The sequence below is a fragment of the Pseudomonas sp. 273 genome (assembly GCF_029201425.1).
In the GTDB taxonomy this organism is placed as follows: Bacteria; Pseudomonadota; Gammaproteobacteria; order Pseudomonadales; family Pseudomonadaceae; genus Pseudomonas; species Pseudomonas delhiensis.
In genome coordinates this window covers 5,285,514-5,299,320 of sequence record NZ_CP116775.1, presented here as the reverse complement: position 1 = coordinate 5,299,320, position 13,807 = coordinate 5,285,514, and the positions used below count along the sequence as shown (strand labels likewise).

The 13,807-nt window shown below is 70.6% G+C and carries 13 protein-coding genes; 2 read left to right on the top strand and 11 right to left on the bottom strand.

What is annotated here, in order from left to right; all coding sequences use genetic code 11:
- Positions 1-305 precede the first annotated feature (305 nt).
- From PKO50_RS24145 to galB, 7 genes are all read right to left on the bottom strand, one after another.
- Positions 306-1,115, bottom strand: a complete 810-nt coding sequence (locus PKO50_RS24145; RefSeq protein WP_275627434.1) for an ABC transporter ATP-binding protein — start codon at positions 1,113-1,115, stop codon at positions 306-308.
- A complete protein-coding gene (locus PKO50_RS24140) occupies positions 1,112-2,155 on the bottom strand; it encodes an iron ABC transporter permease (RefSeq protein WP_109935669.1) in 1,044 nt (347 codons plus the stop codon). The genes PKO50_RS24145 and PKO50_RS24140 overlap by 4 nt, the downstream gene beginning before the upstream one ends.
- Positions 2,152-3,162, bottom strand: a complete 1,011-nt coding sequence (locus PKO50_RS24135) for an iron ABC transporter permease (protein WP_275627433.1) — start codon at positions 3,160-3,162, stop codon at positions 2,152-2,154. The genes PKO50_RS24140 and PKO50_RS24135 overlap by 4 nt, the downstream gene beginning before the upstream one ends.
- Positions 3,162-4,094, bottom strand: coding sequence for an iron-siderophore ABC transporter substrate-binding protein (locus PKO50_RS24130; protein WP_275627432.1), 933 nt, complete (start codon positions 4,092-4,094; stop codon positions 3,162-3,164). Before PKO50_RS24130 ends, PKO50_RS24135 begins: the two co-directional genes overlap by 1 nt.
- Before the next feature lie 166 nt (positions 4,095-4,260).
- Positions 4,261-5,340, bottom strand: a complete 1,080-nt coding sequence (locus PKO50_RS24125) for a 4-oxalomesaconate tautomerase (RefSeq protein ID WP_275627431.1) — start codon at positions 5,338-5,340, stop codon at positions 4,261-4,263.
- Positions 5,337-6,059: a 4-carboxy-4-hydroxy-2-oxoadipate aldolase/oxaloacetate decarboxylase gene (locus PKO50_RS24120; RefSeq protein WP_275627430.1), complete on the bottom strand. Its 723-nt coding sequence runs from the start codon at positions 6,057-6,059 to the stop codon at positions 5,337-5,339. Before PKO50_RS24120 ends, PKO50_RS24125 begins: the two co-directional genes overlap by 4 nt.
- Positions 6,056-6,790, bottom strand: a complete 735-nt coding sequence (galB, locus tag PKO50_RS24115) for a 4-oxalmesaconate hydratase (RefSeq protein ID WP_275627429.1) — start codon at positions 6,788-6,790, stop codon at positions 6,056-6,058. The genes PKO50_RS24120 and galB overlap by 4 nt, the downstream gene beginning before the upstream one ends.
- A gap of 156 nt (positions 6,791-6,946) precedes the next feature.
- Between galB and PKO50_RS24110 the strand changes: the two genes are divergently transcribed.
- Complete coding sequence (locus tag PKO50_RS24110; RefSeq protein ID WP_275627428.1) at positions 6,947-8,161, top strand: LysR family transcriptional regulator; 1,215 nt, start codon at positions 6,947-6,949, stop codon at positions 8,159-8,161.
- Positions 8,162-8,337: 176 nt separating this feature from the next.
- Here PKO50_RS24110 and PKO50_RS24105 read toward each other — a convergent pair whose 3' ends face one another.
- From PKO50_RS24105 to PKO50_RS24090, 4 genes are all read right to left on the bottom strand, one after another.
- Positions 8,338-9,582 (bottom strand): OprD family porin, encoded by a 1,245-nt coding sequence (locus PKO50_RS24105; protein ID WP_275627427.1) that lies wholly within the window; start codon positions 9,580-9,582, stop codon positions 8,338-8,340.
- Positions 9,583-9,670: 88 nt separating this feature from the next.
- The gene (locus PKO50_RS24100) at positions 9,671-10,933 is read right to left on the bottom strand and encodes a gallate dioxygenase (RefSeq protein ID WP_275627426.1); all 1,263 of its coding nucleotides are present in this window, start codon (positions 10,931-10,933) and stop codon (positions 9,671-9,673) included.
- Positions 10,934-10,954: 21 nt separating this feature from the next.
- Positions 10,955-12,310: an aromatic acid/H+ symport family MFS transporter gene (locus PKO50_RS24095; RefSeq protein WP_275627425.1), complete on the bottom strand. Its 1,356-nt coding sequence runs from the start codon at positions 12,308-12,310 to the stop codon at positions 10,955-10,957.
- 218 nt (positions 12,311-12,528) lie between these two features.
- Positions 12,529-13,263: a siderophore-interacting protein gene (locus tag PKO50_RS24090; protein ID WP_275627424.1), complete on the bottom strand. Its 735-nt coding sequence runs from the start codon at positions 13,261-13,263 to the stop codon at positions 12,529-12,531.
- Positions 13,264-13,340: 77 nt separating this feature from the next.
- Here PKO50_RS24090 and PKO50_RS24085 point away from each other — a divergent pair, with 77 nt between their 5' ends.
- Positions 13,341-13,769, top strand: a complete 429-nt coding sequence (locus PKO50_RS24085; protein WP_275627423.1) for a MarR family winged helix-turn-helix transcriptional regulator — start codon at positions 13,341-13,343, stop codon at positions 13,767-13,769.
- Positions 13,770-13,807 lie beyond the last annotated feature (38 nt).

The window sequence follows — 13,807 nt, the reverse complement described above, 5'->3', positions numbered from 1 at the left end:
GCTGGGGGGAATGGGATGGTGCTTTTCGTAGGAGCGAGCTTGCTCGCGAATGGGGCCTCCCGGGATTTCGGCACCAAGACTGAGAGCACCCTCTCCCTAACCCTCTCCCTGAAGGGAGAGGGGACCGTTGGGCAGAGCTGGGTGTTCTAGAGTCAGCCGGCAGCACCGTTGGTTTCCGACTGAAGCCATTCCTCCTCTCGGCACGGACAAGCCCCCTCTCCCTTCAGGGAGAGGGCTGGGGAGAGGGCGCTCTTAAACCCAACACCACAGCCACCGACAAACTCTATTCGCGAGCAAGCTCGCTCCTACGAAGAGCAGGCTCGCACCCGGCTGGCCCCAACGATCAGCGGCGTGCCGCTGTAGGGATCGCTCAGCAGGGTGCAGCGCACGCCATACAACGCCTCCACCAGTTCTGCCGTCACCACCCTGGCCGGCGCGCCCTCGGCCAGCACGCGGCCGCCCTTCATCGCCACCAGGTGGTCGGCGTAGCGGCAGGCGCTGGACAGGTCGTGGACCACCATCACCACCGTCTTGCCGGCCCCGGCGAGGCGGCGGATCAGTTCGAAGACCTCGATCTGGTGGCCCAGGTCCAGCGCCGAGGTGGGCTCGTCGAGCAGCAGCAGCGGGGTGTCCTGGGCGATGGCCATGGCGATCCAGGCCCGCTGGCGCTGGCCGCCGGACATGGATTCCAGCGGCCGCTCGGCCAGCTCGCCGAGGTCGGCGGCGGCCAGGGCGGCGTCCACCACCTTCTGGTCCTCGGTGCTCCATTGCTGGAACAGGCCCTGGTGCGGCTGGCGGCCGAAGCGGATCAGCTCGGCCACGGTGAGGCCGTCCGGGGCGCTGGCGTCCTGCGGCAACAGCGCCAGGCGCCGCGCCACCTCCTTCGAGGGTAGGCTGGCGATGGCCTTGCCGTCGAGCAGCACGGCGCCGCCGCTGGGCTTCTGCAGGCGCGCCAGGCCCGCCAGCAGGGTGGACTTGCCGCAGCCGTTGGGGCCGACGATGGCGGTCACCCGGCCGGCCGGCAGGCGCAGGTCCAGGCCCTGGATGATCGGTCGCTTGCCGTAGGCCATGCTCAGGTCGCGGGCCTCCAGCGGGGCGATGGGGTTCGGGTTCATGGCTGTCTCCCGGAAGGTTGGCGCAGGATGATCCACAGCAGGTAGGGCGCGCCTATCACCGCCATGACGATGCCCACGGGGATTTCGATGGGCGCCAGCAGGGTGCGCCCCAGCCAGTCGGCCAGCAGCGTCAGCAGGGCGCCGGCCAGGGCTGCGTTGAGCACCGGCACGCCGTGCTGGCCGCCCAGGTAGCGCGCCGCCTCGGGGGCGATCAGCGCCACCAGGCCGACCGGGCCGGCCACCGCCACGGCCAGGCCGGTGAGGGCCACGCTCAGCGCCAGGGTGGCGATGCGCATGGCGCCCAGGCGCACGCCCAGGCCGATGGCCACGCTGTCGGAGAAGCGCATCGCCGTCAGCGGCCGGGTGAGCAGGCGCGCCGCCGGCAGGCCCAGGGCCAGGCCGCCGGCCAGCAGCCACACGGCCAGCGGCGGGCGGGCGTTGAGGCTGCCGACGGTCCAGGGGTAGGCGGCGTTGGCCGCGTCTATGTCGGCGCGGGCCAGCATCAGGTTGGTCAGGGCGCCGAACAGCGCGCCGATGCCCAGGCCGACGACGATGAAGCGGTAGCCGCGGGCGCCGGCCCCGGCGGCGAGCAGGAAGGTCAGCGCCGCGGCGGTGGCGGCGCCGGTCAGGGCCAGGGCCGAGGGCGCCAGGCTGGTCGGTACCGCGACGATGGAGGCCACGGCGAAGGCGGTGGCGCCGTTGTCCAGGCCGACCATGCCGGGGGTGGCCAGGCGGTTGCGCGCCAGGGTCTGCATCAGGCAGCCGGCGGCGCCCAGGGCGGCGCCGCTGAGCACCCCGGCGCACAGCCGTGGCAGGCGCAGCTCGCGCACCAGCAGTTGCTGGAAGGCATCGCCCTGGCCGAGCAGGGCGGCGATGGCCTGGCCGGCGCCGAGGCCGTCGCCGCTCAGGCAGAACACGAAGGCGGCGCCCAGCAGCACCAGCAGCGCCAGGCCGAGCGCCAGGCTGCGGCGGTGCCAGAGCAGCGACAGCCGGCCCAGGCGCAGCAGGCCATAACCCTGGGGAGTGGAGGAGGCGTTCATTGGCGTTGCAGCGTCGGCAGGCGGTGCGAGCGCACCACGGCGATGAGGATGGGCGCGCCGACGAAGGCGGTGACCACCCCCACCGGCATCTCGTAGGGGCGTACCAGCAGGCGCGCCAGTATGTCCGCCAGCAGCAGCACGCAGGGGCCCAGCAGCAGGCACAGGGCGAAGCCGCGGCGGATGTCGCTGCCCACCAGGCGGCGGGCGATGTAGGGCACGATCAGGCCGAGGAAGGCGATGGGCCCGGCGGCGGCGTTGGCTGTGCCCACCAGCAGCGCCACCGCCAGCAGGGCGGCCAGGCGCACCCGCTGCGGGTGGTGGCCGAGGCCGCTGGCGACGCGCTCGCCCAGGGCCAGGGCGGCCAGCGGGCGGATCAGCGGCAGCGCCACCAGCAGGCCGAGCAGCAGCCCCGGCAGGCTCCAGCCCAGGGTATCCAGCGGGCGCCCGGCGAGGCTGCCGACCACCCAGAAACGCACCTCGTCGGCGGTGCGCTGGTCCCACAGCAGCACCAGGCTGCTCAGTGCCGTGAGCAAGCCGGAGAAGGCTACCCCGGCCAGCACCAGGCGCACCGGGTCGTCGCCCACCCCGCGCAGGCGCGACACCGCCAGCACCAGCAGGCAGCCGCCCAGGGCGCCGACCACGGCCACCGCCAGGTTCAGGCCGGCGGCGGTGGCGCCGAGGTTGATCGCCAGGGTCACGGCGAAGGCCGAGCCGGCGCTGACCCCCAGCAGGCCGGGCTCGGCCAGCGGGTTGCGCGTCACCGCCTGCAGCAGCAGGCCGGCGGCGCCCAGGGCCACGCCCACCAGCAGGGCCAGCTCGGTGCGCGCCAGGCGCAGCACGCCGACCACGAAGCGGGTGTCTTCGTCGGCGCCGCCGAACAGCGCCTGCAGGCTGGCCCAGGGCCCGGCGTCGCCGGCGCCCAGCAGCAGGCTGGCCAGGCACAACAGCGACAGCAGCAGAGCCGCCAGCCCGAGGGCCAGCGGCTGGGACAGGCGCGCGGGCAGCATCAGTTGGCCAGCGCCTTCTCCACGTCATCCAACACCTGCTGGGCGGCCAGGTAGCCGGAGCTGCTGCTCCAGATCTGCCCGTCGACGCTGGCCAGGTGCCCGGCCTGCACCGCCTTCAGGCGGGTGAAGGCGGGCTGCTGGCGGGCTTCGGCCAGGGCTTTCGCGCCGTCGGGGTTGAGGGTGGCGAGGAAGATCCAGTCGGCATCGGCCCTGGACAGGTTCTCCAGGCTGAGGATGTCGGTGTGCGGGCGCCTGGTCTGCTCGGCCGCCAGCGGGTTGGGGCGCAGGCCCAGCTGGTCGAGTAGCTGGCCGGCGAACAGGTGGCTGGACATCATGATCGGCCCCTGCGGGTTCCAGCGCACCACGCTCAGGCTGACGCCGGCCGGCAGGCGCGGGCGCAGCGCGGCGATGCGCTGGTCGAGCTCGGCCAGGCGCCGTTCGCCCTCGGCGCGCTTGTCCAGGGCCGCGGCGTAGGTGCGGAAGGCCGCGCGCCAGTCGTCCAGGGCGCCGCCCCCGGGCACCACGGTGGGCGCCATCAGGCTGAGCTTGGCGTACTGCTCGCGGGTCAGGCCGGGGCTGGCGAGGATCAGGTCCGGGCGCAGCTTGAGCACCGCTTCCAGGTTGACCTCGCGCACCGTGCCCACCAGCGGCAGCTTGCCGGCCCTGGCCTTGAGGTACTCGGGGATGTCGCTGCCACCGCGGCTGGCCAGGGCGCCCAGGGGCTGCACGCCCAGGGCCAGGGCGGCGTCGAGAGTGTTCTCGCCCAGGGCCACCACGCGCTGCGGGTGGTCCTTGACCTGCACCGGGCCGAAGGCGGTGTCCAGGGTGGTGGCGCTGGCGCCGGCGGGTTGCAGGAGCAGGAAGGCGCTGGTCATGGCGGCGGCCGCGCAGGCCAGCAGGCGGCGGGGGAGGGGCAGGGCTCGGGCTTGCATGGAGGTTTTCCTGTTGCGCCGGGTACGGCGGGCGGTTGGGAAATGCCCATAGATACGACAAAAGCGAGTTGGAATCACTCGCATTTACTGTTTGTTTACAACTGCGATGACCTGGGTCAACGCCGGCGAACCCGCGCGGCAGGGCGCCGCGCGGGTGTCCGTAGCCTTAGCGGGGCGACCACAGGGCGCGGGGAATGCACACCTGGCCGTCGAACAGCAGCCGCGCGGTGCGCACCAGGCCGCAGCCGGCGATGCGCCCGTCGCGCAGGCGGATTTCCACGCTGAACTCGCCGCTGGGGTGTTCCACCGACAGGCGCCGCACCTCGCCGTCGCCGTCACGGGCCAGGTCCTGCGCCACCGAGCCCGGCACCAGGCAGGCGCTGGCCACGCTCACCGCGCCGAACACGCCGATGGAGGCGTGGCAGCGGTGCGGGATGAACGAGCGGGTGTCGATCGCCCCGCCGTGGCGCGGCGCCGAGACCAGGCACATCTTCGGCACGTTGCGCTGGCTGACGTCGCCCAGGTTCATGCGCGGGCCGGCCTGCAGGCGGATGGACTCCAGGCGCGCCTTCAGCTCGGCGTCGGCATCCAGTTCCTCGCGGCTCTCGCAGCCGCTGCGGCCCAGGTCCGCGGCGCGCAGCAGCACCACCGGCATGCCGTTGTCGATGCAGGTGACCTCGATGCCGTCGAAGCGGTCGCGGACGTTGCCGGTGGGCAGCAGGGCGCCGCAGCTGGAGCCGGCCACGTCGGCGAATTCCACCACCAGCGGCGCGGCGCTGCCGGGCACGCCGTCGATGCTCGCGTCACCGGCGTATTCCACCTCGCCATGGGGCGTGGGGACGTGCGCCACGGCGAGCTGCCCGGTGTTCTCCATGAAGATGCGCACCGGCGTGACCGCGCCGCGCACCGGCACCAGGCCGCGCTCGATGGCGAAGGGGCCGACGCCGGCGAGGATGTTGCCGCAGTTCTGCCCGTAGTCCACCCGCGCCTCGTCCACCAGCACCTGGGCGAACAGGTAGTCGACGTCGGCGTCGGGCCGGCGCGAGGCCTGGACGATGGCGACCTTGCTGGTCAGCGGGTCGGCTCCGCCGAGGCCGTCGATCTGGCGCTTGTCCGGCGAGCCCATCACCGCCAGCAGCACGCGCTCGCGCAGGGCCGGCTCGGCGGGCAGGTCGGCGCCCAGGAAGTAGGCGCCCTTGGAGGTGCCGCCGCGCATCAGCAGGCAGGGGATGCGCGTCTGGCTCATGGCCGGCCTTCCAGTTCGTCGAGGCTGTCGACGTAGCGCAGGCCCTTGGCGGCCAGGCGCGGGCGCATCTCGTAGATGTCCAGGCCGAGCTCGCCGGCGGCCAGGCGCAGGCGCTTCTGCTCCTCCAGGTCGGCACGCTTGCGCGCGGCTTCCAGCACCTGTCCGGCTTCGCCGTGGCGCACCACCACCGCGCCATCGTCGTCGGCGATGACGATATCGCCGGCGTTCACCAGTTGCCCGGCGCACAGCAGCGGCAGGTTCACCGAGCCGAGCACTTCCTTGACCGTGCCCTGGGCGCTGATGGCCTTCGACCACACCGGGAAGCCCATCTCGCGCAGGGTGTGGCTGTCGCGGATGCCGGCGTCGATGACCAGCGCGCGCACGCCGCGGGCCTTGAGCGAGGTGGCGAGGAGGTCGCCGAAGTAGCCGTTGCCGCAGGGCGAGCTGGGCGCGACCACCAGCAGGTCGCCTGGGCGGCACTGCTCGACGGCGACGTGGAACATCCAGTTGTCGCCAGGGGCCACCAGCACGGTCACCGCGCTGCCGGCCACCGCCACGCCCTGCTGGGTCGGGCGGATGCCGGCGTCCAGCAGGCCCTTGCGGCCCTGGGCCTCGTGCACGGTGGCCACGCCCAGGCGGCCGAGTTCGTCGATCATCTCCTGCGCGGCGCGGGGGATGTTGCGCACCACGATGCCGGTCTTGCCGATCAGCGCGCTCATGCCAGGTTCTCCGTCACGCGCGGGAATATGCTCTGGAAGCCCTCGGCATAGACGATGTTGCGCGCGCTGGTGATGCCGACGTTGCGCTTGGCCTGCACGCCGCGCTGCAGGGCGACGCGGGTGTAGTACTCCCACAGGTGTTCCTGGCCGGCCATGCACTGGATGGCGGCGTACTTCCTGTCCCACACGCCGGTAATGTCGAGGAAGGTGTCCGGGCGCCATTCGCACTGTTCCGGCTGGTGCGGCTCGAAGGCGTACACGGGCGGGGCGCCGACGATCTTCTCGCCGGGCCTGTAGCCCTCGGCCTGGGCGATGATGCGCGCTTCCTGGGCGAGGTTCATGGCCAGCGGGTGGTCGTAGTTGTACGGGTCCTTCAGCGAGTGGCTGAGGACGAATTCCGGCTGCACGCGGCGGAACACGTCGGCCAGGCGGAACAGGGTGTCCTTGTCGGCGCGCATGGGGTAGTCGCCGATGTCGAAGAACCCCACGCTGGCGCCGAGGATCTCGGCGGCGGCCAGGGCTTCCTCGCGGCGCGCGGCCTTGACCTTGGCCTCGGTCATCTCGCCCTTGCGCCACAGCCTGGCGGATTCGCCGCGCTCGCCGAAGGACAGGCAGACGATGTGCACGGCGTAGCCCTGCTCGGCGTGCAGGGCGATGGCGCCACCGGCGCGCCAGACGAAATCGGCGGAATGGGCGCTGACCACCAGGGCGGATTTTTGTGCTGCGTTCATGTGGGTGGGCTCCGGTTGGGAATGTGTCGAGGATGTCACCGAGGGTCGGCAGCGACTAATGCGTTCAGTTGTGGAAGGTATGCTTTTTACTTATTGCGCTTGCCAGGGTGGCTGGGCATAGTCCCGCCGGAGTAGGGCTGTGAGCCGGGAGAGGAAATGAGCGACGTCGAATTGCCGAACCTGATGCAGGTCCGCGCCTTCGTCCGCGTGGCGGACCTGGGCAGCGTGTCGCGGGCCTCGGAGGCGCTGTTCCGCGCGCAGTCGGTGGTCACCCGCGCCATTTCCGAACTGGAGACTCGGCTCGACGCGCCGCTGTTCGAGCGCCACGCCAACGGCATGCGCCTGACCGATTACGGCGACTGCGTGCTGCCCCGCGCACGCCGCGTGCTGGCCGAGCTGGAGAGCGTGCCGCGGCTGCTCGGCGCGGCGCCGGTGGAGCCGCTGTACCTGTTCCAGGGGCGGCGCCTGGAGGTCTTCGTCAAGCTCTGCGAGACGCGCCACATGCAGACCGTGGCCAGCCATTTCAGCCTCAGCCAGCCGGCGGTCAGCTCGGCGCTCAAGGTGCTCGAGGGCGGCTGCGGCCGGCCGCTGTTCGAGCGCACCCCGCGCGGCCTGCAGCCGACGCGGGCGAGCCACGAGATCCTGTTCCCGATCCGCCGCGCGCTCAACGAGCTGCGCCACATCGAGACCGACCTCAGCGCCATGCGCGGCAGCCTGCAGGGCGTGGTGCACGTCGGCGCGCTGCCGCTGGGGCGCACGCGCATCCTGCCCGAGGCCATCGTCCGTCTCACCGCCGAGCATCCCGGGGTGCGGGTGATCACCAACGAAAGCCCGTTCGACCTGCTGGCCACCGAGTTGCGCGCCGGCGACCTGGACTTCGTCTTCGGCGCCCTGCGCTCGGCGGACTACGCCAGCGACCTGGCCGGCGAGGCGCTGCTCACCGAGGAAATGGTATTGCTGGCGCGCCATAGCCATCCGCTGCTGCAGCGCCCGGTGCTACTGGCCGAACTGCAGCAGGCGCGCTGGGTATTGCCGCGCGCCGGCTCCCCGGCCCGTGGCCTGCTGGACGCCTGCTTCGCCGCCTCGGGCATGGCCGCGCCCTGGCCGGTGGTGGAAAGCGGCGACCTGGCGACCATTCGTGGCCTGCTGCTGCGCTCGGACATGCTCGCGGCGGTGTCGGCGCACCAGCTGGAACACGAGATCGCCTCGGGCGAGCTGTGCCGGCTGCCGGTGCCCTTGCCGCAGACCACCCGTGCCATCGGCCTGACCTACCGCAGCGGTTGCCTGCATTCGCCGGTGTCGGCGGCATTGATGCAGAGCATCCGCGAGGTGATCCAGGCGACGGAGGCGGGCACGGATGGCGGCGGATAACGCCCGCATCATTCCCATGTAGGAGCGCGCCCTGCGCGCCAATCGCGGGCAGGGCCCGCTCCTACAGTTCCATGGAAGCACGGTCGTAGGAGCGGACTCTGTCCGCGATAGGCCGAGCCCCGTTGCGAAATCGCGGATGAATCCGCTCCTACGCAAACCACCTCGGCGCAATCGCCCTACAGCAGGTTCAACGGATAACTGACGATCAACCGGTTCTCGTCGAAGCTGTTGGTCCGCCCCCAGTCGCGGCGCATATTGGAATTGCGCCATTTGACGTTCAGCGTCTTCAGCGGCCCCGACTGCACGGTGTAGGCCAGCTCGCTTTCGCGGGCCCACTCGGTGCCGTCGTCGGTACTGCTGTTGCGCACGTTGTCGCCGTGGATGTAGCGGTTCATCAGGGTCAGGCCGGGCACGCCGAGGGCCGCGAAGTCGAAGTCGTGGCGCAGTTGCCAGGAGCGCTCCTTCGCGCTCTCGAAGCTGGAGCCGAAGGCGTCGTTGGCCAGGGTGCCGCCGCTGGCGCCGTTGACGCGGAACCACTCGTCGTCGCCCATGACCTTCTGCAGGCCGAGGTAGAAGGTGTTGCCGCCGACCTTCGCCGAGAACATCCCCGACGCCGTGCGGTTGTCCAGGTCGCCGGCCTTGGCGCTACCGTCCTCCTTGCCCCAGAAGTAGCCGAGGTTGGCGCCCAGTACCCAGTCGCCCAGCGGCTGGAAGTGCTGCACCTGCAGGTACTGCTGCTGGTAGATGTCCTTCAGCTCGGCGTTCCACAGGCCGACGAGGGTACGGTCGCCATTGAAGCGGTATTCGCCGCCGGCGAAGTCGAAGCGGTCGGACTTGAACGCCGTGCGGTTGAACAGGCTCATGTCCTCCATGCTGGCGTCGTTGCGCGGGCTGTTCTGGCGGAACTGGCCGCCGTACAGCGTCAGGCCGGCGATTTCCTTGGAGGTCAGCTGGGCGCCCTGGAAGGTCTGGGTCAGCGAGCGGCCGTCGTCGGAGCGCAGGATCGGCAGCGCCGGGGCCCATTCGCCGACCTTCAGCTCGGTCTTGGAAATGCGCGCCTTGCCGGCCACCGCCAGGCGGCCGAAGTCGTCGGCCGGGCGGCCGTCGTCGTGCACCGGCAGCAGCTGGGTGCCGGCGGTGCCCTTGCCGCCGTCGAGCTTGACGCTGTACAGGCCGAGCACGTCCAGGCCGAGGCCGACGGTGCCCTGGGTGAAGCCGGACTTGAAGTCGAGGATGAAGTTCTGCGTCCACTCCTCGGCCTTGCCCTGGGCGGTGTCGCCGACGTAGTTGCGGTTCATGTAGAAGTTGCGCAGCGTCAGGCTCGACTTGGCGTCTTCGAGGAAGCCATCGGCGAAGGCGGGGAGGGCGGTACCGGCCAGGGCCAGGGTGCAGACGAGACGGTGCTTGGTCGGGCGGATCATTGTTGTTGTTCTCCGTTTCTTGGGCAAAGCGTCGCCGGCCAGCGGCGCGGGGCGTCGCTGGTGGGCGGGGAAGCTGGCTAGAGTGGGGTCAGCGCGGGGCCTTGCCGGCCACCGAGTAGCGCACCTGCTGGTTGCGCGTCTTCATGAAGTCTTCCAGGCTCTGGCCGCGCATGGCGGCGTAGATGTCCAGGTTGGACACGCCGAGCACGGCGCCGAGTTTCTCCAGCACGAAGAAGATCACCCCGTAGTGGATCAGCCCGCGCCAGTCGCGGCGGCGCAGCAGGTCGCGCTCTTCCTCGCAAAGGCCGGCCTCGGCGTAGAGCGCCTCGGGCTCGGCGAGGAAGCGCTGGCGCCACTGCGGCTCGATCATGCGGTGGAGGAACTTGTTCAGCCGGTAGCCCTTGGCGCTGCGCTCCAGGGTGTAGGGGTAGGTGCCTTCGAGCTGTTCCGCGCCGGCCAGTTGGTGGCGCATGTGCTGGCGGTGGCGCTCGATGGCCGGGGCGGGCAGGGCCTGGTCGCGGTTCTGCAGCAGCAGGGTGGCGATGCCGGTCATGGACGGCAGGTAGTAGTCCTGGTGCAGCTTGTCGACGCGGGCGGAAAGCGCGCCGCGCATGATCAGCCAGGTGATCACCTCGGCGCCTTCCATGCCGCCGAGGGTGGCGTATTCGGCGACGGTCATCGCGGTCAGGCGCTCGGGGTCGTCGACCAGCAGCTCGATGAACTGCGCGTCCCATTCCGGGTTGTTGAAGCCGCAGCGCTCGCCGTGGACCTGGTGCGACACGCCGCCGGTGGCGACGATGGCGACCTTGAGGTCCTCCGGGTAGCTCTCGATGGCGCGGCGCAGGGCCTGGCCCAGCTTGTAGCAGCGCCGCGCGCTGGGGATCGGCAGCTGCAGCACGCCGACCTGCAGCGGCACGATCTGCAGCGGCCAGCCGTCTTCGCAGGGCAACAGCGCCGACATCGGCGAGAAGAAGCCATGGTCCAGCGGCTTGTCGCGGAAGAAGCTCATGTCGAACTCGTCGGCCATCAGGCTTTCGCCGATGTGCCGCGACAGCGCCGCGTGGCCGCCCACCGGCGGCAGCTCGCGGGGGTTGCCGCCCTCGTCGGCGACGCCGTACTGGTCGTCGACGCCGAGGGTGAAGGCGCTGTAGTGGTCGAAGAAGAACGAGGTGACGTGGTCGTTGAAGATGTAGAAGAGCACGTCCGGCCGCTGTGCCTGGAGCCAGGCGCGGATCGGCTCGAAGCCCTCGAAGATCGGCGCCCAGGCCGCCTCCTGCTGTTTGTCGTGGTCGACGGCGAAGCCGATGGTCGGGGTGTGGGAGACGGCTAGGCCACCAATGATGCGTGCCATGACGGGGTCCTCTGGTTCAGGTTACTGCGCGGCCAGGGCCTGGCTCGCGCGGCGCCGGGCGTGGCCGTTGGCCAGGATCGCCAGGGCCGCGGCGAACGCCGGCAGGCCGAGGAAGGTGAACAGCAGCGGCAGGCCCAGGCCGAGGCTGAGCACCGTGCCGCCGACGAGCGAGCCGAAGATGGCGCCGAAGCGGCCGATGCCGAGCATCCAGCTTACCCCCGTGGCGCGGAACTCGGTGGGGTAGTAGCCCGGGGCGAAGGCGTTGAGGCCGGTCTGCGCGCCGCTCATGCAGAAGCCGGCGGCGGCCACGCCCACCACCAGCAGGCTGGACTCCAGGCTCAGCGCGCCGAGGCAGACGATGCACAGGCCGCCCAGGGCGTAGGCGATGGCGATGACGCGGTTGGGGTTGCGCCTGTCCATGATCCAGCCGACCACGATGGCGCCGACGGTGCCGCCGATCTGGAACAGCCCGGTGATGGTGGCGGCGCGCTCGATGGACAGGCCGCCGTCGCGCAGCAGGGTGGGCAGCCAGCCCATGGTCAGGTAGATCACCAGCAGGCCCATGAAATAGGTGGCCCACAGCGCCAGGGTGCCCAGGCGGTAGCGCTCGGTGAACAGCAGGCGCACCGGGGCCTTGTGCTGCACCGGCGGTTCGCTGACGGTGAAGCGGGTGTCGGTGGCGAAGCGCCCGCCCAGCTTCGCCAGGGCCGCGGCGATCTGCTCGGCCGGGGCCTTGTGCGCGGCCATGAAGCGGGCGGATTCCGGCAGCAGCCACAGCAGGAACGGCAGCAGGGCCAGCGGTAGCAGGCCGCCGGCGAGCAGCACCGCCTGCCAGCCGTGCTGCGGGATCAGCCAGGCGGCGAGGAAGCCGCCCAGGCCCGAGCCCATGTTGAAGCCGGTGAACATGATGGTGATCAGCAGCGAGCGGCTGCGCTCGGGCAGGTATTCGGCCAGCAGGGTGGTGCTGTTGGGCATGGCGGCGCCCAGGGCGACGCCGGTGAGCAGGCGCAGGATGGCCAGTTCGTAGGGGCTGCGGGCGAAGGCGCAGGCCAGGCTGAGCAGGCTGAAGCCGGTGACCGCGATCAGCAGTACCTTCTTGCGCCCGAGGCGGTCGGCGTAGGGGCCGGCGGTCAGCGCGCCAATGGCCAGGCCGATCATCCCGGCGCTCATCACCGGGCCGAAGGCGGCGCGGGACAGGCCCCACTCCTGCATCAGCGACGGGGCGATGAAGCCCATCACGGCCACGTCGAAGCCGTCGAACAGGACGATGAGGAAGCACAGGGACAGGACCAGCCACTGGTAGGGCGAGATCGGGCGGCTGTCGATCCAGTCTTTGACGTCGACAGTCTGCGTGCCGCCGGGGTTTTGCTTGAGCATTCGCGTTCACCTTTTGTTCTTGTAGTGGTGAAAATTCCAACAGGCTTCGAAAACGATGATGACCGGCAGGAATCACCTCGCCGTTTTTCGGCGTGGGGCGACTGTAAGGCTCAAGGGGCGGGGGCTGCCTCTGGGAAATCCTTAAGCGGGTATCGGTTTTGTTTATGAGGTGCTTGCACGGGCGTCGACCGGGGCCGGCGACGCCTGGCAGGTGCGTTTCACTGGCCGAGTTCCTCGTGGTAGTCGGCTTGGCCCTGGCGCCAGTAGGCGGCGACGCGCATGGCTTCCTTCGGCTGGCCCTTCTCCAGCAGCAGGTTGCGCACGCGGACCATGGCCGCGGCCTCGCCGGCACCCCAGGCGAAGCCTTCACCGGTGGGTAGGGCCAGGGCCTCGACGGCGGCCAGCAAGGCCTGGTCGTCGTCGAACCATTGCAGATGGAGGTCGGCGGCGGTGGCGAACCGGCGGCGGTCGGCCGCCTCCACTTGCAGCAGGACGATGGCGCGGGTGCCCGCCGGCATTTCCTCCAGGCGCCGGTGCACGGCGGGCAGGCCGGTGGCGTCGGCGACGAACAGGTGCCAGTCGAAGTCCGGCGGGACGATCATCGAGCCGCGCGGGCCGCCGATCACCGCGTTGTCGCCGACCTGGGCGTGCTCGGCCCACTGGCAGGCCTTGCCGTGGCCGTGCAGGGCGAACTCCAGGGTCAGCTCGCGGGCCTGGGCATCGAAGCGGCGCGGGGTGTAGTCGCGGCGCACGATGCTGCCGTCGTCGTCCTCGAACATGAACTTGACGTGGTCGTCGAAGCCGGCGGACACGAAGTCGGCCAGGGCCTCGCCGGCGAAGGTGAGGCTGACGAAATGCGGGCTGAGCTGCTCGCGGCGGGCGACCTGCACTTCGCGCATGCGCAGTTCGTGGCGGACGCGGTGCACGCGGCGTTGCTGGGTGGCTTGGGTCATGGGTGGCCCTCTTGGGCTATGGTTGATAATATCAACGATCATAAGAATCATTAGTTGATAAAGTCAACCGTATAGCCATGAAAGCCGACGACGTTCTCGAAACCATCCATGCCGTCATGCACCTGTACCGTTCGCGGCAGTACCGCGAACTGCGCGACGGCCCCCACGACCTGACGCACATGGAATTCAAGGTGCTGGCCTTCTTCGCCCGCCGCCCGGGCGCCACCCAGCGCCAGCTGGTGGAGCACAGCGGCCGCGACAAGGCACAGATCGCCCGGCTGATCCAGGGGCTGCGCAATCGCGGTTTGCTGGAGGGCAGCGCCGATGCATTGGACAAGCGCAGCGTATGCCTGAGCCTGAGCGCCGAAGGCGATGCGGTCTACGCCGAGGTGGAAGGCCAGGGCCGGCACCTGTCGGAGGTGGCGGTGCGGGGGTTCAGCGCGCAGGAGCGGGAGCAGTTGCAGGGGTTGTTGGCGCGGGTGGAGGCGAATCTGCAGACGGAGTGAGGGGGCTCGCCGGTGGTTTTGGTGGGTTGGGTGGGCGC